21 protein-coding genes are annotated in these 22,855 nt (G+C 51.4%); 6 read left to right on the top strand and 15 right to left on the bottom strand.

The window, feature by feature from the left end; genetic code table 11:
• Window positions 1–4: 4 nt before the first annotated feature.
• Window positions 5–1,438, bottom strand: a complete 1,434-nt coding sequence (locus KGZ66_07700; protein MBS3985474.1) for an ATP-binding protein — start codon at window positions 1,436–1,438, stop codon at window positions 5–7.
• Between the two features lie 399 nt (window positions 1,439–1,837).
• Between KGZ66_07700 and aspS the strand changes: the two genes are divergently transcribed.
• Complete coding sequence (gene aspS, locus KGZ66_07705; GenBank protein MBS3985475.1) at window positions 1,838–3,103, top strand: aspartate--tRNA(Asn) ligase; 1,266 nt, start codon at window positions 1,838–1,840, stop codon at window positions 3,101–3,103.
• Window positions 3,104–3,374: 271 nt separating this feature from the next.
• Here the strand turns inward: aspS and KGZ66_07710 are convergent, their stop codons facing one another.
• On the bottom strand, window positions 3,375–4,709 hold the full coding sequence (locus KGZ66_07710; protein MBS3985476.1) for an ATP-binding protein: 1,335 nt from the start codon (window positions 4,707–4,709) through the stop codon (window positions 3,375–3,377).
• 192 nt (window positions 4,710–4,901) lie between these two features.
• Here KGZ66_07710 and KGZ66_07715 point away from each other — a divergent pair, with 192 nt between their 5' ends.
• A complete protein-coding gene (locus KGZ66_07715) occupies window positions 4,902–5,459 on the top strand; it encodes a hypothetical protein (protein MBS3985477.1) in 558 nt (185 codons plus the stop codon).
• A 9-nt stretch (window positions 5,460–5,468) separates the two neighbouring features.
• On the opposite strand, the gene KGZ66_07720 is transcribed toward KGZ66_07715, so the two are convergent.
• The 4 genes from KGZ66_07720 to KGZ66_07735 all read right to left on the bottom strand — a co-directional run bounded on the left by KGZ66_07720 (window position 5,469) and on the right by KGZ66_07735 (window position 9,564).
• Window positions 5,469–6,710, bottom strand: a complete 1,242-nt coding sequence (locus tag KGZ66_07720) for an MFS transporter (protein MBS3985478.1) — start codon at window positions 6,708–6,710, stop codon at window positions 5,469–5,471.
• Between the two features lie 99 nt (window positions 6,711–6,809).
• On the bottom strand, window positions 6,810–7,778 hold the full coding sequence (locus tag KGZ66_07725) for an NAD-binding protein (GenBank protein ID MBS3985479.1): 969 nt from the start codon (window positions 7,776–7,778) through the stop codon (window positions 6,810–6,812).
• Between the two features lie 105 nt (window positions 7,779–7,883).
• Complete coding sequence (locus tag KGZ66_07730; GenBank protein MBS3985480.1) at window positions 7,884–8,504, bottom strand: response regulator transcription factor; 621 nt, start codon at window positions 8,502–8,504, stop codon at window positions 7,884–7,886.
• The gene (locus tag KGZ66_07735; GenBank protein ID MBS3985481.1) at window positions 8,485–9,564 is read right to left on the bottom strand and encodes a hypothetical protein; all 1,080 of its coding nucleotides are present in this window, start codon (window positions 9,562–9,564) and stop codon (window positions 8,485–8,487) included. The genes KGZ66_07730 and KGZ66_07735 overlap by 20 nt, the downstream gene beginning before the upstream one ends.
• Window positions 9,565–9,726: 162 nt before the next feature.
• Between KGZ66_07735 and KGZ66_07740 the strand changes: the two genes are divergently transcribed.
• Genes KGZ66_07740 through KGZ66_07750 form a run of 3 tightly spaced genes read left to right on the top strand, consistent with a single transcriptional unit; the run spans window position 9,727 to window position 12,960 of the window.
• The gene (locus tag KGZ66_07740; protein MBS3985482.1) at window positions 9,727–10,659 is read left to right on the top strand and encodes an ABC transporter ATP-binding protein; all 933 of its coding nucleotides are present in this window, start codon (window positions 9,727–9,729) and stop codon (window positions 10,657–10,659) included.
• 11 nt (window positions 10,660–10,670) lie between these two features.
• Window positions 10,671–11,798: an ABC transporter permease gene (locus KGZ66_07745; GenBank protein MBS3985483.1), complete on the top strand. Its 1,128-nt coding sequence runs from the start codon at window positions 10,671–10,673 to the stop codon at window positions 11,796–11,798.
• Window positions 11,785–12,960: an ABC transporter permease gene (locus KGZ66_07750; GenBank protein MBS3985484.1), complete on the top strand. Its 1,176-nt coding sequence runs from the start codon at window positions 11,785–11,787 to the stop codon at window positions 12,958–12,960. The genes KGZ66_07745 and KGZ66_07750 overlap by 14 nt, the downstream gene beginning before the upstream one ends.
• Window positions 12,961–13,396: 436 nt before the next feature.
• On the opposite strand, the gene istB is transcribed toward KGZ66_07750, so the two are convergent.
• The 5 genes from istB to KGZ66_07775 form a co-directional block, all read right to left on the bottom strand.
• Entirely contained in the window at window positions 13,397–14,155 is a 759-nt protein-coding gene (gene istB / locus KGZ66_07755; GenBank protein ID MBS3985485.1) for an IS21-like element helper ATPase IstB, read from the bottom strand.
• Window positions 14,148–15,626, bottom strand: coding sequence for an IS21 family transposase (istA, locus tag KGZ66_07760; GenBank protein MBS3985486.1), 1,479 nt, complete (start codon window positions 15,624–15,626; stop codon window positions 14,148–14,150). Before istA ends, istB begins: the two co-directional genes overlap by 8 nt.
• A 74-nt stretch (window positions 15,627–15,700) precedes the next feature.
• On the bottom strand, window positions 15,701–16,405 hold the full coding sequence (locus KGZ66_07765; GenBank protein MBS3985487.1) for a hypothetical protein: 705 nt from the start codon (window positions 16,403–16,405) through the stop codon (window positions 15,701–15,703).
• Window positions 16,406–16,442: 37 nt separating this feature from the next.
• A complete protein-coding gene (locus KGZ66_07770) occupies window positions 16,443–17,159 on the bottom strand; it encodes a CPBP family intramembrane metalloprotease (GenBank protein MBS3985488.1) in 717 nt (238 codons plus the stop codon).
• Between the two features lie 246 nt (window positions 17,160–17,405).
• Window positions 17,406–18,530 (bottom strand): radical SAM protein, encoded by a 1,125-nt coding sequence (locus KGZ66_07775; GenBank protein ID MBS3985489.1) that lies wholly within the window; start codon window positions 18,528–18,530, stop codon window positions 17,406–17,408.
• 122 nt (window positions 18,531–18,652) lie between these two features.
• On the opposite strand from KGZ66_07775, the gene KGZ66_07780 reads away from it, so the two are divergent.
• Window positions 18,653–19,627: an alpha/beta fold hydrolase gene (locus tag KGZ66_07780; protein MBS3985490.1), complete on the top strand. Its 975-nt coding sequence runs from the start codon at window positions 18,653–18,655 to the stop codon at window positions 19,625–19,627.
• 108 nt (window positions 19,628–19,735) lie between these two features.
• Here KGZ66_07780 and KGZ66_07785 read toward each other — a convergent pair whose 3' ends face one another.
• Genes KGZ66_07785 through KGZ66_07800 form a run of 4 tightly spaced genes read right to left on the bottom strand, consistent with a single transcriptional unit; the run spans window position 19,736 to window position 22,644 of the window.
• Window positions 19,736–20,503 (bottom strand): hypothetical protein, encoded by a 768-nt coding sequence (locus KGZ66_07785; GenBank protein ID MBS3985491.1) that lies wholly within the window; start codon window positions 20,501–20,503, stop codon window positions 19,736–19,738.
• Window positions 20,500–21,414, bottom strand: coding sequence for an ABC transporter ATP-binding protein (locus KGZ66_07790; GenBank protein ID MBS3985492.1), 915 nt, complete (start codon window positions 21,412–21,414; stop codon window positions 20,500–20,502). Before KGZ66_07790 ends, KGZ66_07785 begins: the two co-directional genes overlap by 4 nt.
• Window positions 21,411–21,611, bottom strand: a complete 201-nt coding sequence (locus KGZ66_07795; protein MBS3985493.1) for a PLDc_N domain-containing protein — start codon at window positions 21,609–21,611, stop codon at window positions 21,411–21,413. The genes KGZ66_07790 and KGZ66_07795 overlap by 4 nt, the downstream gene beginning before the upstream one ends.
• Window position 21,612: 1 nt before the next feature.
• Complete coding sequence (locus KGZ66_07800) at window positions 21,613–22,644, bottom strand: helix-turn-helix transcriptional regulator (GenBank protein ID MBS3985494.1); 1,032 nt, start codon at window positions 22,642–22,644, stop codon at window positions 21,613–21,615.
• Window positions 22,645–22,855: the final 211 nt, after the last annotated feature.

A 22,855-nucleotide genomic window follows, 5' to 3' on the forward strand; every position in this document is an offset into this window, starting at 1 on the left:
TGGTCTACTTCCCTGCCTCGGCATGCCCCAGCAGATAAAGGAACGCATAAGCCGGAATACGATACACGCTTGCGGGCGAACTAGCACCGGGACCATAGTCGTCATCCTTCTTGGTTACAACTAGAGCCCGCGTAGCATTCGCCGCCTGTCTGACTATAGCCTGCGACTGGTCGAGCGCGTAGCTTTCGCGGTACTTCACCTCGATGAGAATCTTCTCCAACGGAGACTGTACTACTATGTCTATTTCCTTGTCTGCACCACCGGGCTCGCGGTAATAGCCGACCTGCGTCGCCTCGTGGTGGTAGAAAGCCCGCACGTGTTTGTAGACCGCCGTCTCGACCATAACTCCCATCTCAATCGGGTTCGCTAAGAGGTCCTGCCGCATTAACACGGCATTCCGAATCGCTGCATCAGCAATGTAGACCTTGTTCTGTGCTTTCAAGGCCTTCTTGCCAGAAACATTAACCGGAGAACTGACATATATGAGATTAGCAGTCCTTAAGTGGTCAATGTACTTTTCCACAGTGGGCCTTGAAACGCCGTTTAGCTCCCGAGCTATACTCTCGACGCTGATGATGCTAGATGAGTGGTAGCACAGGTAGAGAAATATCCTCTCTAGGTCCGCGGAATTGCGCACCGCGAACAACGAGGGAATATCGCTTTTAAGAACTTTCTCTACTACATCTTCGCGGAGAACGCGCTGTGCATACAAATCATCACTGGCGAGGGCTAACTCAGGGAACCCTCCTACCTGTAGGTAGCGATGAAAGTGTTTCTGCACAGGCCGCAACTTTGTCATCAAGTGAACTTGGTCGCGATGGCTGAGGTCATTTAGGTTCGTCGGCCTTACGCCGAGATCGAGGGCAGGCCGTTCTGCCAAGCCCAAAATATCGCAGTACTCGTAAAACGACAGAGTCGGAACAGAAATGACCTTCCAGCGTCCCACGCCACTTTCACCTGCCTTGTCGGCTAGCACTGGACTTGCCGAGCCAGTCGCTACGACGCGGGTGTTAGGTTGCGTATCATAGATTACTTTAAGCCAAGCGTCCCAGTCGGCAACGTACTGCAGCTCGTCAAAGAAATAGTAGACATCACTGTGCCCATAGATGTTGTTTTGGTAGACGTCTAATATCCTATTCATGGGGACGAGTTTTAGTAGCGGATGGTCAAACGAGACGTAGAGGATTTTTCGAGACTCCAACCCCTGCCCCAGTAGCTCCTGAATCATTTGGTAGAGCATCGTGGTTTTGCCGATGCGCCTTGCACCAGAAATCACGACCATACGACGTATGTCTTGACGGCCTAACGCGGCCATAACCTCATGGTAAGCAACACGCTTGACCCGACGCAGCAACTCTTTAGGCACGGTAGAACTTAGCCACCACGGATTATATGAGGACAACACACTTAGAATGTTTTCTTCGCTGTCGATGCGCATCAAAAGCACCCCCCTATCCATTAGTATAGGCACAAACTGCACAAAATACAACGCTTGTTTCAACTATATTTTCAGCAAATTGCCCTTTGCCCTAACTTAGACTTCATGTCGCACTCCTCCGTCCCCACGTCCCTTGACGTATCCCCAGCGGCATAGTAGTATACAGCAAAGACTGCGATGCGGAAGGGCCTCGTGAGCTGCACTTAAGAGAGTCGGGTTAGGTGTAAGCCGATGTGCACGCGAATGAGCGAAGACAGCCGCTGAGTCCCCTTAGGGGCGGGTAATCCCGTTATAGATTTAAGCGGGCATCTTTGTTGATGCCAATCAGGGTGGCACCACGGGTAATCCCCTCTCGTCCCTGGCGAGAGGGGATTATTTTATTTTCGGAGGTGCTCAATTATGTCAAAAAGAGTCCTTGCCGCAAGTCTCTCACAGCATGTGGGCGAACAGGTCACCCTGCAAGGTTGGGTACGGCGCACGCGTTCTGTCGGCAGAGAGCTGACGTTTCTCATCGTGGCCGACCGCAGCGGCGAAAGCCAAGTCGTGCTCGCCAGCCCGGCGGCCGACCATCTCCCCTCACTGGAAAGTGCCGTGGAGATAAGGGGCCAAGTCGTCGCTTCACGCTCGCGTGCCTTCCCGGTGGAAGTGCGGGTCGAAACCCTTGCCGTCTTAGGCCCGGCGGAGACCCTGCCCTTCCCTATTAACGCGCCCGAGCTCGAAGTAGGGCTTGAACTCATCGACCGATTTAGGCCGCTAAGCCTGCGGCACCCTCACTTTCAGCAGGTATTCCGCGTGCAGCAGCAGATTGTGACGCACTTTGAGGAGTACTTTGCGGGTCAGGGATTTACGCGGGTTAGCACGCCAAAAATCGTGGCCACCGGCACCGAAGGCGGCGCGCAGCTCTTTAGCATAAACTACTTCGGCAACACCGCCTACCTAGCGCAAAGCCCGCAGTTTTTTAAGCAGATACTAGTCGGGTCTGGTTTTGAACGCGTGTTTGAGGTGGGGCCCGTGTTTAGGGCGGAGGAGCACAAGACATCGCGCCACCTGAATGAGTTTATTAGCCTGGATATTGAGATGGGCTTTGTCCAGGACGTGCATGTCCTAATGGATTTGGAGGAGGCGTTCCTCAAGTCACTGCTCCCCTTAATGCACAGTAAGTTTGGCGACAGCATTAAGTGCAGAGAGACCATTCCCTCCCTTCCGCGCCTGCCCCTTGGTGAGGCTCTCGCCATACTGGAAAGGACTTACGACAAGCCGATAGCAGCAGATGGCAACATCGACCCCGAAGGCGAGCGCCTTATCTGTCAGTGGGCAGAAAAAGAACACGGGGTGCCGGCAGTGTTCCTGCATAGCTATCCACGCTCACTTAGGCCGTTCTATGCCCTGCCCGGATTCGCCGACAACACAAAAACCGAATCGTTTGACCTTATCTTCCGCGGGCAAGAAATAACAACCGGGGGCCTACGCCAACACTCCTTGCCGCTTCTGCTTGCAAGCATGCAAGAACGTGGATTGCCCAGAGAAAAGTACGAGTTCTATCTGCAGGTGTTTCGCTACGGCATGCCGCCGCACGGCGGCTTCGCCATCGGAGCAGAGCGCTTAACTATGCAGCTCCTAGGGCTCAAAAACATTCGCGAGGCCAGCATATTGCCGTTGATGTGACCCTACCATTTGGTATACAATGGAGCAAATAGATAGGGTAAGGGGGTATTGGGCTACAAGCGTGATTCGTGCCGACATAGAGCTTGATGACCCCTTTTCGCCACCGCTGCCCCTCATCACGGGCACTCCTTTACACCCACTAGGCGCGGCACGCACATATTTGGTATTCACGCCTCGTTTTATGGGGATGCACAGGGGAATCGTAGCGGCGGGGGACACTACGCCTTTATCTTGCGGGTAAGATAATTCCACCTAGTCCTGCGACAGCCTCTCACCTCGCCCCTAATGCCTTTTCGATTAGGGAATCCGCGCAGTCTGCCATAAAGAGCGGAATGTTCAAAACGTCGCCGTCAAGCTTTAGATTGTCGAGAGAAAATCGGACCCGCAACTTCACTTTCTCGCCAAATCTTTCCTTATACTTGCGCAGGCTCGCGCTAGATACGTTGGCCTCCGATTTAACTTCAACCGGCAAAATGTCGTTCTCTCTCTGAATGAGAAAGTCCACTTCATAGGATGGATTCAGAACAGACCAGTACCGCGGCGTTGCTTCAAACTGGTGCAGAATAGCCTGGAGAACATAATTTTCGCTAAGGGCGCCCTTATACTCGGAAAATAGCCTGTTCCCTTCTGTAATGGCCGATGGCGCAAGCAGGGCCAGGCGGCGTAGTAACCCTACATCAACGAGATACAGCTTAAATGCGGAAACGTCATCGTATGCGGAAATAGGAAGTCCGGGCGCACTGCTACGGTAAACTTTGCGTACTAGCTGTGCATCTACAAGCCACTGCAGCGCATCCTCATACTCCCTCGCGCGTGCACCTTCCTTGGCCACTCTATAGATGAACTTCTTGTTTTCCTTAGCAAGCTGCGAGGGGATAGACCGCCACAGAGCCGATATCTTCGGATACTCTGTCGGGCTTACATGTTTGGCAAAATCTCTTTCATATGTGCTAAGGATGTTATGCAGCACCGTCTGCATCAGCTCTGTGCTGCGCTCTTCAGTCCACATCTTGACCGATTCCGGCATCCCCCCTGTAACAAAATACATCTTCAGCTTCTCATACAAGGGATTGAAAAAAGCGTCCGGTATCGGTGAGAGCATTTCAATGCTGCGCAGATAGTCGACAAAGTTGCCGTCGCCGTTGGCAACGAGAAACTCGGAGAAAGACATGGGTACAAGATTGAGGAAATCCACTTTCCCAACTGGAAATGACGATGGCTTGGCCAAAGCAATGCCAAGCAGCGAGCCCGCGCACGCGACATGGTACTCGCTTGCGTTTTCGCAGAAGTACTTGAGAGAGTTAATCACGTCAGGGCAGCCCTGCACCTCGTCGAAAATGACGAGGGTTTCTTTCGGCAGCAAAGTCTGACCACTGGCAAACATAAGGTTCTGCAAAATGCGGTTGACATCTCGGGTGGCCACAAAGAATTGCCGATATTCCTCATTTTCTTCGAAGTTAAAGTAGGCGATGCTGCTATAGTGCCTTCTGCCAAACTCTTTGAGCGCCCATGTCTTCCCCACCTGCCGCACGCCCTGCAGGATCAAGGGCTTGCGATACTTTGACTCTTTCCACTTAAGTAGGTCGTCAAGAATAAAGCGCTCCATATGGGCCTCCTAATCACACAATTTTGTGCTCTGCGGTGCGTTTCGTCACATTATTATACATTATAACGTGCCGGCCTGCTACCTGCAAGGTAAGTTCCTGCATGATTTTGTGGTAGCTTGGAGCAAAATCGTAGCGACTGGAGGTAATTTGGTATACAATGGAGCAAATAGATAGGGTAAGGGGGCGTCCGCATGGCGCGTAGACTGACGGTCTGGAAAGTGTTACTGGCGGTTGTGTTGCTCGTTCTTAGCCTGCCAGCTCTCACGTTTGGTTTTTTGGTCATAAACTATAGCCTAGCACGGGAGTACCTGTTTTGGGCTACAAGCGCGATTCGCCCCGACCTAGAGCTTGCTGACACCTTTGGCCCACCCATGCCCCTCATAACCGCAGGAGACATTAAGGTCGAGGCAGGCCTAGGAACGATCAGCTGGATGGAGGACGGCCGCGGGATTGAGGCTGATATGTTTAAGAATACGCCGCAATTGGCCAGATGGCTTAAGTTAAAAGCTGCCACTGTGCCCTTAGGTACCTCGGTAACAATCCTATTCCCCGAGCCTACGAGGCGCATAACCCTTAGCCGCTGGCGATTCGGCAAAGAAGTGGAGAGTCAAGAGATCCCCAATGGGCACACCTTTACACCCACCAGGCGCGGTACGCACATTTTCGGCATTCATGCCTCGTTTGATGGGTATTCGCAGGGAAAGGGTCGCGGCGGCGGACATTTTGCCTTTATCTTGCGGGTTAGGTGAGCCTAATGCTTAATCGTCGCCATCTTCATCTTCATCTAGTGCACCAGGCGCGAGTACAATGCTGCCAAAGTCCTTGGATGCCGAAAGGACTATCACCGAGAAAAGAAAGACAGTAACAATCCCCATGCTTAGCGCTACCATGCCATAAGAGCTTAACCAATTGCCCAGTATAATGCCTAAAGGCGATGCCAAGAGCACCATAAAACTAACAATCCCAAGGATGCGGCCGCGCTTAGCGTGGTCTAGCGATGATACAAAGTGGCTATAGTATGGCTGCGTCAGTGTATCGAAAGCGCCGTATAATACAAACAGCACCGTTGCTGCGATTGGGAACGTGTAGACCAGAGGGAGAACCGTAAACACCAGCGCACTGCCGATTAAGCCTATCTTGGTTAGGAGCGACACATAGTGCCCGTACTTGATGATTACAGAGGCAGCAAGAAACTCGCCGAGCTCATTGCCGGATTGCATGATGACGACCAGCACTAAGGACGTTGTCTCGTTAAGTGACATAATGAGGAACGGCAGCGCCGTCGGTATAAAGGCATAGTCGAGATTTAGCACGAACAAAACAGCCGCGTACAACATGATGCGCTTATCGGTAAGGACATTTTCTCGCGCAAAATCCCACGCGGATCGGATCGTTGCACCGATTCCCGTTCTGTATACATCAGTGTCTTCATTCGACTCGACCGACTCTACTGCGCTTTCCGGCAACAGCTTGTAACAGATGATGGCTGACGCAACCAGTATAGCGGTAACCAGCAAAATTACATGCTGCTGACTAAGCTGCATAAGTAGAACCGCCGACACCAAGCTGCTGCCTATGGAAACTGCGCTACCTGTAACGAGTTCAATCGCATCTAGCTTTACGTAGTTAGCGGCGCTGAGTTTTTCCGCCACTAGTGCTGTGAACGTGTCCGCATACAAGTCGGAGGCGAAGTTTATCGCTAGGTAGACGACAACAGCTACAGCTAAGAACTTTTCCGCCAGCAACCAGGTCATCGCTAAAGCCGCGCAAGCCAGCAGGCAGACTACGATGGCCTGTTTCTTTTGCAGCCTGTCGACAAGAAACCCCGAAATCAGTGCCGAGAAGGCACTAAACACATGGTTAGAGGCTAGCAGAATGGCTAAGTTAGCGATGTCGCCATCTTCACCGACATTGACCCAGAGGACATTGAGCGACAGCAGCGTAAATGCAAACAATGTCAGGGAACCGACAATTATCGAGAGTAGCATTATCCTGTTCACCGATATACCACCTTATCTCACGCTTTCCATGGCCCCCACACGAAATCAGCAATCTGTTGGTCCATGTACTTTTCTTCTTTAGGAAGCTTAGCCGGAGAGCTACTGCGAAGAAGCTATAATTACCAGATGGTCTCCGCTTTCTAAAAGCTGATCACCAGTAAAATCTAAAAGGAAGCGCTGATCTCTGTGCCAGGCAATCACCTTCTCGTTATCCTTTAACGGTACATCTGACAACCTAGTCGTCGCGCTCACTTTTATCTGTCTAATCACAATTCCTTCGGCGGAAGCTGAAGCATCCATAATAAAATCCACGACTACAGGTTCAGCAACCGCGCGAGCAATTAGTCTTCCACCAAGCTCTGTGTGAGATATTATGTGGTCGATCCCTGCTCCACGCATCATCTCTACGTGCTCCCGCATGTCACAGGTGGCAACGATGGTTATGCCCTTATTTAGTCTTCGGGCCGCCAGAGCAACCAAGATAGTCTCTGAATCGTTCTCTAAAGGTATCATGAGTGTCCGAGCGTCTTTAATGTTGCATCTATTCAGCGTCTCGCTTTTTGTGGGGTCTCCGGCAATAAACGTTATCCCCTCGGCATTTAGGTGTGCTTGGTTTAATTCACTCCCCACGACCAAGAATTCTTCACGTGAGTTCTTCAGCTCTTTTATTGCCTCTTCGGATTTGGTGTTCCATCCCACGATAATGGTATGCTTCTTCATTCTTACCGCCCCTGACCCAAACATTTTTCTTAATTGATGCCTGGTAGACGAGGACACAATCTCGTCGATCACGTAGGCAATGGTGCCAATTCCGCCTAGCGCAACCAAGACAAATGTAATCCTTCCCCCGGCTGTTTTTGGGGTAATATCACCGAAGCCTACTGTGGTTATCGTTACAGTTACCCAATAGGCGGCGTCCCAGATATCTGTTACTTGGTCGCCGCCCCGCTCAAAGTAGTAAAATGCCAACGAGCCAAACACAAGCACGCAAAGAAGCATGGCCAGAACTGCCAGCAACGCTCTGTTGCGCCGTAAAACTCCCATCCTAGCTATCAGCCATAGTGGCATTTACTTTCCTCCCGCTGCCACATAATTACTCATTGTGTAGCAACCCATTATTCACTAGTTCCCTGCTCGCCAAGCGATCTTGCCTTCTCACTTTCATGCTTCCTCCTACATGTGCTTATAGTAGAAAATGGCGAGTTGTGTGCGATCCCTAAGTGCGAGTTTCTCAAGCATGACGCTGATATAGTTGCGCACGGTGCCTTCACTGAGAAATAGTGTGGCGGCAATCTCCCGGTTAGACATTCCTAGTGCTAAGCACCGCAAAATGTCTGCCTCTTTTCCCGTGAGCCGCCCATCCTGGAACCCCCCCTTGTTATTCTCAGGCAGCAGGGGGGGTAGTTTTGTGACTATCTCATCGCCAAATACCCTTTGCCCTAAACAAACCGCCTTTAGTGCAGGTACGATACTTTCCACGTGCTGCTTTAACATATACCCTTTGGCACCGATGCGCAACGCCTGCACTAGGTACTCGGTATCAGCAAAGGTAGTTAAGAATAGAATCTTGGCCTCAGGATGCGCGGTTAATATTAGTGACGCGGCCTCTAGCCCATTTTGCGGGTGCATGCGGATGTCCATCAGCAGAACATCGGGCAAATGCTGTGCGAACAGCGCCACAGCCTCGTTGCCGTCGTGTCCCACCCCAACTACGCTGCACTCCGGATTGGCCTCAAGGATGGTCTTAAGCGATTGACAGACGAGCGGATCGTCATCAACTACGACTAGCTTCACGGTTGCCCTCCTTCGGTACAGTGATAAAAATTTCAAACCCTTGAGTTGTGCGCACCAGAAATTGTCCGTTTAGCGACTCAATGCGCGCGGCGATGCTTCGCAGCCCCATGCCCTTGCTGTAGTCAGCGCTAGGGCGGCTGCCGTTGTCAGCGACAATTAGCTGGTAGAACGTTGTGTGCTCGGTAAGAGCGAGGCGCACGACGGTAGCGTCTGAGTGCTTGGAGACATTAGCGAAGGCTTCTTTGACCACAGCAATAAATGCATATTTTATCTCCAGGCGCGGCTCGCTCTGCAGGTAGATGCTCCGTTGCACCTGGCAACACGACAAGCCGGCGGCTGCCTGCTCAAGGTGATCAAGAAAATCGATTGACGACTCGTGCAAGTCATGCACACTGGTGCGAATGTCGTCCATGGCCGAAGCAAGTGTTACCTTAAGCGTCTCGAGGGATTTTTGCTCCGGTTGCAGTGTTAGCATAGCTCCTATCTGCAAGACCGCGCTAGCTAGTCTATGCCCTACATGGTCGTGGATTTCCCTAGCGATGCGGTTGCGTTCACTAAGACGCGCTATGCGTACAGCGTCGTCTTGTCTCTCTAGCACTAGCTTGTTCTGCTGCTTAATCTCTGCGGCCATGGCGCGCGTTGTGTCTAGCAATGATAGGTAGTGCGCTCGCAAGCTAGCAAAGCTTAACGTCCGGTGCTTAAGTATAGTGGCTAGGGCAGACACCATGCCGACGTTCTGCAAAAAGCTGTAGCCCAAAGGGGCAGCAGCAGCAAACGGCACGAGCGCTACCAACGGTAACAGTCTGCGTTCCTTGGTGTAGACCTCGTAGATCACTGCGGGGATATAGGAGCACAGAGGCAAGTACAGCACGCAGCCGACAAAGAATAACCCGGCAACCAAAAATTGCGCTCGCGTGTCGCTATAAAACACCAGTAGGCCGACCGTAGTGGCGCTGATGAGCATAGGCACTATGTGCCAAATTCCTTGCGGCTGCGTCAGCCCAATTAAGGCGCAGCAGAGAAAGAGCACCAACCTGTGGGATAGATGTTGTTCCTGCATAGCTCACCTTCATGCCTTGTTTGACCTCAGTTTAACATCGCAAGCTAGCCCCAACAAGCAAAATTGTGACAATTGTCATGTGCAAAGGTTACATCTAGCACTGCCGTTTGACTGGCACCCGTTCTACAATAGAACCGAAAATGCTTAGTGGAGGGACAGACCTTGATAATTAAAGCGACGAATATCGTTAAGCGTTACGGCGAACTCCTTGCGCTTGACCATTTAACTCTCGAAGTGCGTGAAGGCGAAGTGCTCGGGCTACTTGGGCCTAACGGTTCCGGCAAGACTACGGCCATCAACTGCATTCTTTCCTTGCTGACGTACGAGAAAGGCGAAATTAGTGTGTTTGGCCAACCTATGCGCCCAGACGCTTACGCGGTCAAAAGAAACATCGGCGTAGTCATGCAACATGTGGCCGTTTTCGACGAGCTCACGGTACAGGAGAACACCGACTACTTTTGCGGGCTATACATTAGGGACGCCAAAGAAAGAAGACGACTCGTGGAGGAGGCCTTAAGCTTTGTCGGCATGGCTGATTTTAGGAAATTCTACCCTAAAAAACTGAGCGGTGGCTTATTGCGTCGACTCAACATCGCCTGCGGCATCGCCCATAAACCAAAACTCATCATTCTCGATGAACCGACCGTAGCGGTAGATCCGCAGAGCCGAGACAACATCCTCGAAGGGATACTATCGCTAAACCGCGCAGGCACGACGGTGCTCTATACCTCGCACTACATGGAAGAAGTTGAGCGTATTTGCTCGCGGGTAGTCATACTTGACAAAGGCAAGGTAGTGGCCAGCGGCACGAAAGAGGCGCTAAAAGACATGATCTCGCTGGGAGAAAAGATAACCGCGGAAGTGCATGGATTGACAGAAAGCCAGCTCGCCGCCCTGCGCACCATGCCAAATCTCCTCTCGGTAAACTACGCGGACAGTTTGCTTACGGTAAAGGCTCTTAAGGGCACGAGCGGGATTGAAAGCATTTTAGAGTGGCTGAAGCAGCAAAGGGTCGGGTTTGGCAGAATCTACTCTGAGCGCCCTACCCTCAACGACGTTTTCCTTGAGATTACCGGCAAAGAGCTACGAGATTAGGAGGAACAAGTGTGGCACACATCTTTAAATACCGGCTGAAAATTCTCCTATATGACAAAGTCACTATGTTTTGGACGCTTGTCTTCCCCATTGTGCTGGCGGGCCTGTTTTCGTTAGCTTTTTCGCGACTCGGTGAGGGCGAGCGACTTGCCGTTATCGATGTAGCCCTTGTGGAAAATAGCGAGAACGCGGCATTCGTCTCTGCAATTGAGGCACTGTCTGACGGCGAAAACAGGCTGTTTAACCTTACTCGCACCCCAAAGGATGAGGCGCTGCAGCTGCTCGCTGCAGGCAAAGTGCAGGGGATAATTACTACAGACACACCGCTGCTCCTTACAGTCAATCATAGCGGCATTGGGCCAAGTATCCTGAAGTTGTTCGTTGACAGCTACATGCAGAGCGCGGCAGCAGTTGGGCGCATTCTCGCTCATGACCCGACCGCAGGCAGCAGACTGACCGCCGTACTGGCCGAGACCCGCGATTTTTTAGCTGACCTCCCCCTTAATAAGCGCGGCACGCCTAACTTTATGTTGATTCCCTACCTGTCTTTGCTGGCCATGACCTGCCTCCTGGGAGGGCATGTAGGCATGGCAGAGATCAATGCACTTGAGGCTAACCTTTCGCACCATGCTGCTCGAACCAGTCTGGCACCGCTACACAAGCTCAAAGTACTCGCCGCCGGCATGAGTGCAGCGCTATTGCTGCAGTTTAGCAAGCTGCTACTCTACTTTGCTTTCCTAGTCTACTTGCTGGGGCTAGACTTTGGCACACGCACCCCGTGGGTGGTAGGAACAATCCTGCTGTGTAGCATGCTTAGCATTACCTTTGGCGCATTCGTTACCTCTTTAGTGAAGGGCAGTGTAGCCCTCAAAGAAGGCATTCTGCTGGGCGTAAGTTTGGCAGGTGCAAGTCTCGCGGGAATGAATGTCGCCGAACTGAAGTTTATTGTAGAAAGGCAAGCGCGCTGGCTCGCGCTAATCAACCCGGCACACCGCATTACTGATGCGTTTTATGCACTTTACTACTTTGACACCTACGAGCGATTTATAGCCAGCACGCTAGGGATAGCAGTATTCATCTTGCTGTTTGCCGGCGGCACATATTATGTGGTAAGGAGGCGAGACTATGTCAGCCTTTAAGGTTTGCCTAAAAATCGTCAGGAGTAACCTCCCCGGCATTTCCATCTATTTCGTGGTTTTTGTCGCTATCTCCCTAGTGATGACAATGATTTACCGCCCGCCGACGGTGAGCAGCACATTCGTCCCAGACAAAGTGAACATCGCTTTCTTTGCCGCCGAGGAAACCGCGTTGGTAGCCGGCTTGCGTGAGGCGTTAGCGCCGCAGGTGAACTTCGTAGAGCTTCCGGACGACACGCTTAGGCTACAAGAGGAGCTGTTCTACCGCAACATCCAATATATTCTGCGTGTGCCGGCCGGGTTTACCGCGTCCTTTCTGCAGAATGGCCCCTTGCGCCTGCAGCGGACAAGTGTAGAGGGTGCAGCCAGCGCGGTCTACCTCAATCTGCGCATCAACCGCTACTTAGGTATATTGCGCCTCTATGCCGACGCTGCCGGGGGGTTCGGGCTTGCGTTAGAGCAACAGGTAGCCTTTGCGCTCCAAGACTTATCGCAGTCTGCGGCGGTGCAGCTGACGTCGCCTACGGTAGCTACCCAAAGACGCGCGCGTCTGGGTATGTACTTTAACTTTTTGCCCTACACGCTACTCTTCGTCATCACTATAGGCGTCGCGTCCATCTTTATCACTTTCGGTGGGGATAAAATAAAGCAACGCAACCAATGCGGGCCGGTTAGCCCACGCATTATAAGCCTGCAGTGCTATCTCGCCTGCCTCGTCTTCGCACTAGCTAGCTGGGGTGTGTTGGTGGCAGTCAGCCTAGCATTTGGCAATCAAGACGTAGCCAGCCCGGCCACTTGGTTGTATCTTCTTAACTCGCTAGTCTTTACCCTTAGCGCTGCGGGACTGGCTTATCTGCTAGGCAATCTCACCCATAACAAGGAAGTAGTCTTGGCGGCGGCAAACATTGCTGCCTTGGGGACAAGTTTTATCAGCGGCGTGTTCGTGCCGCAAGAGTTTTTGGGGCCAACGGTTCTCAGAGTGGCAAGCTTTACCCCTACGTTTTGGTATGTGCGCGCCAACTCCATAATTGCGACCGTAACTACTTTTAGTGCCGCAACTTTATCGGGCTATCTATCTGCCCTAGCTGTGCAACTAGGCTTTGCCGCAGCCTTTGTCGTCATCGCCTTAGCCATCGAGAAGGGCAAGCGCGCGACTGCCCTATGAGAGCATGATTCAACTATTGCTCCTAACAGGAAACAAAGTCAACCTACAAGCGACTTGTAGTTAACTTTTGGGGTGACAAGTCAACTTTAATGAAACACGGGCACTAAAATGGCCTCTTAGCGTGAAACACCTGCACAAGTTCCCTGAACCATTCCTGTGCCAAGGCAACATTATGTTCAATATCTGCAAGGCAAGAGATTTTTGCAAACGACTCTAACCTCTCTGAATGACAATCGAAAAGTGAGCCACGTGATAGTCGAGAATTGAGCCACTAGTGATAATCGAGAATTGAGCCACCAATGGGAAGCAATGGTGTTAACATATGGGTGTTTCCCTCGTTCGCCTCCTGTAGTGGGATAGGGTAACTGGTGCTTCTCTTCCCTTCCCCCCTATAGGGGGGAAGGGAAATAATGTAAAGAATGTTTTGAGGTTCTAATTAGCCGATAAAATTTTGTGCGTTAGCCACTCGTTGCTTTAGTCTGTAGGAGGATGCGTTGGTGTCGATGATATGCGATTTGTGCGTAAGGCGATCTACCGTAGCCGCCGTGAGCATTGGTTCCCCGAATATTTCTGTCCACTGTGAAAAAGCGAGGTTTGTGGTAATAATTGTACTACCGCGTTCGTGGCGAGATGACAACGCCTGAAATAACATCTCGGCACTTCCCCGATTGAACGTGAGATACGATAGTTCATCAAGGATTAAGAGCTGTACCTGTAAGAGCTGTTTCTCCATGCGAGTTAGGCGCTTGTGTTCCTTGGCCTCAATCAGTTCGTTAACTAGCGCCGCAGCTGTGTAGAACCGCACCCGATACCCTTTATTGCAGGCCATCAGGCCTAGCCCTATGGCAAGATGCGTTTTCCCCGTGCCGGGGTTGCCTATGAAGACAATGTTCTCGCGGTTTTCTATAAAGGTGCACTCAGCAAGATGCCAGATTAGGGCCGGGTCGAGTTTCGGCAAATTGCCAAACTCGAAGGTGTCGAGGGCTTTGGCTAGTGGAAGCTTGGCTTGACGGATGCGTTGCTTGCGTTGGTTTTCCTGGCGGTTAGCTAGCTCGGCCTTCATCATGCGCAGGAGGAATTCTTCATAGCCGAAGTGTCCCTGCTCAGCCTCACGTACTATTTGCGGGTACCGCGTAAAGGTCGGGAGCCTAAGTTCCTTGGCGTAGATGGGGATGAGGCTCTTATACTCAGTCATTATTGGCCACCTCCGCCAAGAGGACGTCGTAGGACGCAAGGTTTACGGCCTTAACGACAGGAAACTTCGGGTCTACCTTGATAGGCTCATGTACAGGCAGATGGGGGGCCTGCGCCTGCAATAAGTAGAGGCGGGCTGCTTCAAAGCTGTACTGTCCATGTTGTGAAGCCTCTGCAACAGCGTTAACGACAGCTTCCTGCCCATAGTCTACCGCCAGCTTGAGCACGGCCACGTAGTCCTTATCTGTAAGCTTGGTGCCATATGCCTGTATGCGCTGATCTATGGTTTGCTTCACCGGCGCCGCGTCCCTTACCGCCCGGCTCTTCTTTTCTAGGACGGGTATGTAGTGCTCAATTTTGTAGGTTACACTGCTCTGCGTATACGAACGCTTGTGCATGGCCACCTGCTCGTGCTTGTACCACACTTCAATACGCAGACTATAGGCTCTAACGGTGACTTCTAAGCCAGCGAATTTGGCGGGAACGGAGTAGTAGCTGTTGTCGTAGCGCACAAGAGAGCTGCTGCTGGCTTTGGCCGTGACTACCGCTGCGGGGTCGAACGCTCGCTTGGGTAGCGGGGTCATGTGTCTCTGTTCCTCGCTGAGTAGGTCGCCAACCTTGCCTGCTCGACCGTCAATCTTATGGTCAAGATAGCGGAGGCAGTAGTCGTATAACAAGGCATTTAGCTCTTCAAACCCCGTTACGCGGGGGACAGGCACCATTGCGTTTCTCCGGCACAGTGCAACTAAGTTCTCCACAAGACCTTTCTCATTACCCTTGCCGGGGTTACAGAACCTCGCGCTAATGACATAATGGGCCATAAGAAGCTTAAAGGGCGTCTGCTGCTCCTTGACGTGCTTACCCCAGCCTTCCTTGACGGCGGTGCGTAAGTTGTCGTAGATCATCGTCTTTGGCACGCCACCGAAAAACTCAAACGCTTGGATGTGCCCTTCAAAGAACGACTCGTACCGCTGTGTTGGAAAGGCCATAACGAATATCCCGCCACTGTGGCAGAGGCGCACACAGAAGAGCTCGACCCTAGTCCTTACGTCGCCAAAATACACATAGGCTGTGCCCCAGTCTACTTGCCCAGCTGCTCCTGGGTCAAACTGCAGCGGTATATGCACTTGAATTGTTCCCCTTAGTTCGCGCACCAGAGCGCGGACGGTAGAGTCTCCTCCGGTAAAGCCGTGCTCTTTGCACAGGCGCTCATAGATGCGTTTGGCAGTGTGCGTCTGTTTGGACGGTGCGGCTTGATCCTCGGCGAGAATCTCTAAGATTAGCTCTCTAATGGGTCCGGTTACGGGTGACGCCCTTACCAAGGGTTCGCGTTGCCTAGGGATCACTTCTCCGTCACGGTACTTAGCGACAGTGTTCCTTGACACCCTTAAAAGCCTAGCGATGCTACGTTCCGACAGCCCTTTCTCCGCGCACAACTTTCTGATACTCTCGTATTGAACCACTTCGATCACTCCTTATTCCCCCCTGTGCTCAGTTTCGCAACCTAAGCATACAGGGTTATTGGTCGGAGTGGCTCACTTTTCAATTAGCACGAGTGGCGTTTTTGGCTCAATTCTAGATTAGCATATACAGACCTTCCTAACTCTGGCTCGGTAATGTGCTGAGAAATGTTCACCAGATAGTTATTAGGGTGGTAAGGCGTATAGATTAGACGTAGCAGGGTGACAAGCGGCATAAGCACGTACTTGTTATAGTATGCGTACGCTTCAAGATAGTTGCCACGGTACACATGCTTCAACACCCTTGCATGTTGGGTGTAAAGGTGAAGGCACTCCTCCAGACAGGCTAGATTCATGGCCATGTAGTCTTGGCTATTTGCCTCCTTGTACCTTATGATGTCGCCCTTGTCAAAGATGACCCGGGCGACTTCGACCTTATCTTCCCTTATAAAAACAGTCTCATCTTTCGGCCTGCTGTGAAGCTGCCACACAAAGTCGATAGCGAGGTGCCCATCTACGCCTCGGAGGTGATAAATCCGTTGCCTTAGCTTCGCATGTTGATGCTTGACAACGTACTTGTATTCCACCGCCCCGAGACCAGAAAGCAGCCGTTCGACACTTTCAATCGCCTGCGTCTCGAACTCGTCGAGAATGTCTATGCAAATATCAAGATCGGAGTAACAGTCTAGGCGACCTGTGGCATCGGCACCTTCGACCCACATGGCGTTCACATAGTGCAACGGCTCAAGCCCTGCCCTAAGCTGTTCCATGACATCTTCACGTGTTATCACTGCGATCACCTCTTGGGTACATCTCTGATTTCAAAGTTTAGAGGATAAAGGAAAGGATGATCCCGACACCCACCATGACTACGTTGGTGTAGCTGTGCATAATCATAGGGTAATACATGCTCTCGGTTTTTTCGTAGCAATCGCCGTAGATTACGCCTAAGGCGATAGCGTAGAGAACCTGGGGCATTTGGTAACTGACCGTAAAGGGGGCAAAGCTAATTCTCATGTGGGCTAGCCCGAAAATAACCGCGGCAATGATATTTGCGGAGCTGACTTTACCCATGAAGACCCTTCCTTTAATTGCCAGTGCAATCATGGTCATTGCAAAGGCACGGAAAATCAGTTCTTCCGATGGGCCGGATAGCAACAATTGAAAGACAAGCTGTCCCAAAATGTTAGTAGTCGTCAATGGGTACCCAAAAGGTTGGTAAGCTCCAGTAAGCACAAAAATTGTATACATTACTGCGGTGTAGACACCAAAAATAACACTAAATACAAACAGATATCTCAGCCCAGACTCCTTGTTGCCCCACGTGAAGCCAAATTTAAGTGATCGAACTCGGCCTAGCCAGGCCATAAAGATGAGGAAAACCACTGCCTGGAAAGAGTGGCGAACAGAAACCCAAGCAAAGGTCCTATCCGGGTCTATGGAGCTGTAGTCAAAAAGGCCTGCTACGACACCGGCTAATCTAGGTACAGCCAAAAGAAACGTTGCCAGGAACAAAACCCAAAGAAGGTTTTTCAGTAACCTCATCAAATCGACTCCTTCATGCCGTTTTCTAAGCGTCAAAGCAGGCTACGGCTGCTCTACTAACTTGCAGTTAAACGGAGCTTTTGGCTGAACTAGCACTACGTTAATATGGTTTTGCGTGGCCACGAATACCACCTGGGCGGACTCGAAATCAGTGTTCTCAAGAATGTCGCGAGAAAACACAGGTCTCGTAAATCCAGCAGACGCAACTATACCCGCGAGGTCTTCCTCTAGATTTGTGGAAGAACACTAGTAGACCAGTTCGCCTGGTCTGTACCCGGGGGGTAGCAGTTCTTCGACAAGGAAGCGAAAGTTGCTGTCGCGCAGGACTGGCAAAAAGGCCTCAAAGGGGAGACGGGGGAATTCGCACGCGTAGTTGCTCGAGCCAAACCACAACCCCTGTTTGTTGCCTAGATTGAGGCCTCTCGCGAACTTGGTGTAATTTGAGCAATCGTGAACTGCTAAATCCCAGTTTTCATCGGCCGCCGCTTTCATAAATTTAAGAGTCAGCTCGCGGCTCCAGATAGGTGAGATATAACCCTGTCGGCACATATACATGTTCTCGCCATAGAAGTTGTCTATGTTGTTTTCGTTGACGTGTAGCTCGGCGCAATTGATAAAGTCTAGCCCGGTCGCCATAATCTCCTTCTTTTTCTCGGCAAACTGCGCAAAGAACTGCGGCGTCATCGGTGTTTCGATTCCCACGCGCGGTATAGAGTCCTTAGCATAACGCATGTTAGCAATAACGTGATCCGCACAGCTTGATGCCCCTAGGTTAAAGCGTATTTCGTTGAGTCCCGCGTCACCTAAGCCCCTTAGGCTCGCGGCACTAGCTAAGGTGCCATTAGTGTACATATGTTGATGAATGCCGGCTACACTAAACTTCTTGATTACCGGCAGATAGGTTTCAATTTCCAAAAAGGGCTCGAGGTAGACATAGGCAATGCCCGTGGGCTTCGTGTGAATGGCTAGCAACAAGTCGAGATCCTGCACATAGAACTTAGTGCCGCCAATCTCCCACATGCCACCTCCTACCGGAGAAATGTCGTCGAGCTGCCCATAGTTGTAACAAAAATTGCACTCTAAATTACATCTATTGGTTTTCCTGACTGCGCTTAGGCCGGTGCCTAAGAGGCAGGAACGACAGCCCTGCGGAAACTTCTCCTCGGGCCCCACGTACAGCGTTCTGTTGTGAAGCGTCTTCAGCCCGCTTATCTGCGACAGCAGTTCTTCATTTCTCTTGTCTACGACAGCTTCAATCTGAGCTAGTGTTCCGTAAGCAATCTCTTGCTGTTTGGCGCCTAGCTCTTCCTCCTCCGGCAAAACGGCGAAAAATTCGAACCATGCCAAAGCATCCTGCTTAGAAATCTTCATGCAGCACCTCCCTCTGCCACAATAGCAAAAGTCATGCGCTTCTACAATGCTCACGCACTGCCTTGGCTAGGCAGTGTTTTTGTGTTAAAACTGAATAGACCGAAAATGTTAGGGGTGTGTATGTGCACAAGGTGTTCAAAACTGCCTCGGCATTGTTGCTGGTGGCAAGTATGCTGCCTTATCTGATTCCCACACGTCATAAGTTGACCCAATTGCCCGCGCAGCCATTCCCCGAAAGCACCTATCTCTGGATTGACGGGGTGCAAATGCACACGAGGATATGGCAGCCCACCGCTCCGCTTGTGGGGAAGGTACTGTTGGTGCATGGTTTCGGCGGTTCAACCTTCTCGTGGCGGCACAATGTCGAGCCTTTAGTAAGTGAAGGCTATTTTGTGGTAGCCGCAGACCTGCCGGGGTTTGGCTATAGCGACCGAGCGGCTAGGGATGTTGCGGGGCACGCAGAACGAGGGGCCCTACTGTGGAGCCTTTTGACACAGATTGAAATGCGCTATGCACACACAGATGCGCGATGGCACCTGATGGGCCATTCCATGGGTGGGGGTGCGGTAGCGACGATGTCTGTACAGGAACCAAAGCGCACTGCCTCGCTGACCGTAGTGGCTGGAGCATTGTTTTCTACGACACGCCGCGGCCACTGGCTATTGGGTCTACCGCCTGTGCAGAGGGGGTTCAATGTAGCTTTGGTGCATGTACTTGCGACCCCGGCTAATATAGAGCGGTTTCTTGGCTCTGCCTACGGCAGACTCCCAACTGCTGACGAGATTGAAGGGTATCTCGCCCCTTTGAGGGTCGTAGGCACTGGTAATATGCTCTACGGTCTGGCACGACGCTCTCGCCATGTACCGTTAGAGAGCCTTGCTGCAGAAGCGTTCCCAGTGCTGGCTGTTTGGGGAGAAAAAGACTCCTGGGTGCCGATCGCGCAAGGTGAAAGGCTGCGGCAAGTAGTAGAAAGGACCAATTTCGTCGAGATACAAGGCGCGGGGCATTGCCCTATGGAAACTCATTTCACGGAGTTCAACAAGCTGGTGCTAGCGTTCTTGCGCGACGCCGACGCAAAAGAGGTGAGCCCGCATTAGGGCAACGAAGACAACGCGCAGGTGTTTATCGGCGCTTTCCATGCGTTTGACGTGCTTGCAATATGCTTTGTGAGGTCCGCTTTGCGAACGTGATCATATAGCGCCGTTTCAGATTTGTTTCCTGTTAAAGACTACTATGGACATGGCCAAGAAGGCTACTACCATGAAAATGCTAACCACTGTTGCAGGGATGAAGTCTGTTGGCGGCTTGTGGCCGGTCAAAAGATTTAGCGCATCGCTAGCGAGTGTTATAGGGTTGTACTTGTGCACGCTAGGAAACACATTTAGTAAACTTAGTATGCCTATAGCCCCAAACCCAGTTAGCAGGCTGCCGTACGAACTGCCAAACAATACGCCTCCGAAAATAAGTAGCGCGATTAGAAGTTCGCCAAACAACCATAGCGATACAAAAGCTAGAAAGGCGTTGTTAAGCGTGCCCGCGGGCCAAAAATATTGCGTGTAAACGTAGCAGACCGCAAGAGAAAGTAGATAGCTTGCCGTCCACATGACACTTGCCGAGAGGAACTTAGCCATTATTACCGTGTGGCGTTTTAACCCCTTAGTCAGCAGAATGATTAATGTTCCGCGAGTCAGTTCGCTCCCTATGATTCCACTAAAGGTGACAATTAGCGCGAGCATGCCTGTCTGACCGACGTTCTTGAAGAACTGCGCCCATGAATCTATGGCGGTAGCCGCTGGTGCAGTGATGACGATACCTCCGCCAAGGTCCATTCCACTGAGTAATTCCGGCAATATTTTAGCGAATAAAGGGCTCATGAGGCCAAGAAAGAGTAAGATTACAGCCAAAATTATCAGCCGATAAGTTCGCAGCCCTTCGGTGAACTCTTTACTGGCAAACGCCACAAAGGGTTTCATTGAGACACCTCCAAATACAAGCTCTCCATGGTCGGCTCATGCACCTCTAGCTTAAGCGGCAATATGTCGTTTGCGTATAGGACCCGCAAGATTTCCCGCTGCACCGCATCTATGTCTGTCACGCGTAGCGTTAGCTCCGTATCCGTCGCCCTTGCGCCACTCACAAGTAGAGCCGCAGCGCCAACAAACCGCTCTTTGTCTTCCGTTGAAGCAAACTCGATAAGAATAGAGTTTGATCGATGCTTGCTGCGAAGTTCCGCCAGTGTTCCCGATAAGGCAATGTGACCTTTGCTCAGAACAGCCACCCGATCACAGATGCGTTCTACATCCGACAGAATATGTGTGGAAAAAATAACGGTAGTTTTGCCTCTGGCCTGCTTTAGGGCTTCGAGAATTTCTTTGCGTCCTGCAGGGTCAAGCGCTGAGGTCGGCTCGTCGCAAATCAGCAGCTGCGGTTTGCAGAAGAGGGCCTGCGCCATCCCTAGCCTTTGCTTCATGCCGCGCGAGTACGTGCCTATCTTCTTGTTTACTCCACTAAGCCCGACAATCTCCAAGAGCTCCGATGCACGTTTTTTGGTCTCGGCCGCACAGAGACCCGTGATATCACCGCACAGCTGCAAGAACTCACTTGCTCTCATGTACCCGTAGAACTCCGGCACATCAGGCAAATAACCAACGTGCCGGTTTGTTTTCGTTGCCCCAAATGACACCTTTTCGCCACACACAAAGATCTCGCCCTTATCGGCTGGCAACAATCCCAGAATCATTTTCATAGTGGTGGTTTTACCGGCTCCATTAGCGCCGATGAAACCGAAAATACTGCCTGTGGGCACATCGAGGGATATTCCATCAATCACCTTGTTTGCACCGAAGCTTTTTGCTAACCCTTTGACAGATAAAGCATGCGTCACTCTTCTGCCCTCCCGTAGGTAAAATAAAGCACCGGACCGATGATGCCGACAAGCAAGCAAACAATGATCCAAAAAACGCGGTTGCCAAAGCGATATGTTTGGTGCTTTAAAATGTGCACTATGGACGCAAGCATAAGGCCGAGCTGGATGACCACCAAAGGAATTAAGAACGGCAAGTATTCCTGCAGGTTTCCCACGTTAGTTTCCTCCTTGTATAAATGCTTTTAGTCTTTCTACAATCAGGCGGTACTCGGGATTCTCCCACAACGGCGCAAAGACAGGACTGTGCAGGACATCCTTCATCATACTGTCCTTAACGACCGACTCGCTTCTGGGCACTACATCGGCATTGTCGCTCAACCAGCCGTCGATTTTACTAAAAAAGTCGTCGCCGCGAAGTTCAATGGGGAAGAAATCGTAGATGCAAGTGTCCACATATTTGGCAAGCAAGTCTAGCGCACTTGCAGAATCACCTGCGATTTGGTACATGTGTGCCCCAAGGGCATACAGCACGGCCATATTATTTGGACTTAGGCGATTCATATCAAACAGCTTGGCCAAACCTTCTGCTCTGCTAAACACTCTCTCGGCGGTACTCAAGCAGTGAAGGTTGTTTTGCAGGATGCTTAGCAGTGACTGGAAGGTCGACATTAGGTTTTGGTATAAGTCAACTTGTAAAATCTCTTGCGACTTATCGCCATCTCCTGTCAACAGATGCGCTTGCGCAATGAGAGGGCCATTTTTAGTTTCTAACCGCACAGACCTCCCAAGTAACCCCAACACCTCTTCACCTTCACCTAGCGACAGGTGGCATAAGGCTTGATATAGGACGGCCTCGCGAATTAGGTGTGCATCCCTACTGTTTTGCTTTACGTGCTCGCAGAGCTGCACAGCGCCGACGAGTATTTGCCTGCTTCGCTCGCTGTTGTTACCTAGTGGTGCGTGGTTGATATACAACAGCGTTATGTGCAACAGCAGCGGGTAGCAAGAGTAGAATTTTTTTGTCAGCCGCTCGCACTCAGCCACTACCTCGGAAAAGTCCTTTGTGGCAAAGTCCGACGCTAGCCGCTGATAGAGTTTCTTGATTTCCTTCACGCCTAATTGGGGAGTATACCCGACTAAATAATCAATGCTTACGTCAAAATATGCTGCCAACTGCGGAAGCAGCGTAATGTCGGGATAGCTTTGACCCGTTTCCCATTTCGAGACTGAGGCTTTAGATACACCCATATGTGCGGCAAGCTCCTCTTGGGTAACGCCCCTTTCGCGCCGTTTCGCAGTAACTATTGCTGTTACTGCTAACGCAATTTGTCCCGCAGCAGACGGCGTAAGTTGACCGAGGATTGCCGTGAAGCGTGGCCGAAACTACTGGTTCGGGTGGCCACTGCTAGAGTTAGGCATATCGGGGGCTTTGCCCCCGAACCCCCAAGGTTTACCGCTT

This window comes from Selenomonadales bacterium, assembly GCA_018335585.1.
GTDB lineage: Bacteria > Bacillota > UBA994 > UBA994 > UBA994 > UBA994.

Bases quoted from the DNA above. Each gene is read 5' to 3' on its own strand.
- KGZ66_07710 (MBS3985476.1), bottom strand. From the start codon at position 4,709: ATGGAGCGCTTTATTCTTGACGACCTACTTAAGTGGAAAGAGTCAAAG.
- aspS (MBS3985475.1), top strand. From the start codon at position 1,838: ATGTCAAAAAGAGTCCTTGCCGCAAGTCTCTCACAGCATGTGGGCGAA.
- istB (MBS3985485.1), bottom strand. From the start codon at position 14,155: ATGACTGAGTATAAGAGCCTCATCCCCATCTACGCCAAGGAACTTAGG.
- KGZ66_07750 (MBS3985484.1), top strand. From the start codon at position 11,785: ATGTCAGCCTTTAAGGTTTGCCTAAAAATCGTCAGGAGTAACCTCCCC.
- KGZ66_07715 (MBS3985477.1), top strand. From the start codon at position 4,902: ATGGCGCGTAGACTGACGGTCTGGAAAGTGTTACTGGCGGTTGTGTTG.
- KGZ66_07785 (MBS3985491.1), bottom strand. From the start codon at position 20,503: ATGAAACCCTTTGTGGCGTTTGCCAGTAAAGAGTTCACCGAAGGGCTG.
- KGZ66_07775 (MBS3985489.1), bottom strand. From the start codon at position 18,530: ATGAAGATTTCTAAGCAGGATGCTTTGGCATGGTTCGAATTTTTCGCC.
- KGZ66_07770 (MBS3985488.1), bottom strand. From the start codon at position 17,159: ATGAGGTTACTGAAAAACCTTCTTTGGGTTTTGTTCCTGGCAACGTTT.
- KGZ66_07800 (MBS3985494.1), bottom strand. From the start codon at position 22,644: ATGGGTGTATCTAAAGCCTCAGTCTCGAAATGGGAAACGGGTCAAAGC.
- KGZ66_07725 (MBS3985479.1), bottom strand. From the start codon at position 7,778: ATGCCACTATGGCTGATAGCTAGGATGGGAGTTTTACGGCGCAACAGA.
- KGZ66_07735 (MBS3985481.1), bottom strand. From the start codon at position 9,564: ATGCAGGAACAACATCTATCCCACAGGTTGGTGCTCTTTCTCTGCTGC.
- KGZ66_07700 (MBS3985474.1), bottom strand. From the start codon at position 1,438: ATGCGCATCGACAGCGAAGAAAACATTCTAAGTGTGTTGTCCTCATAT.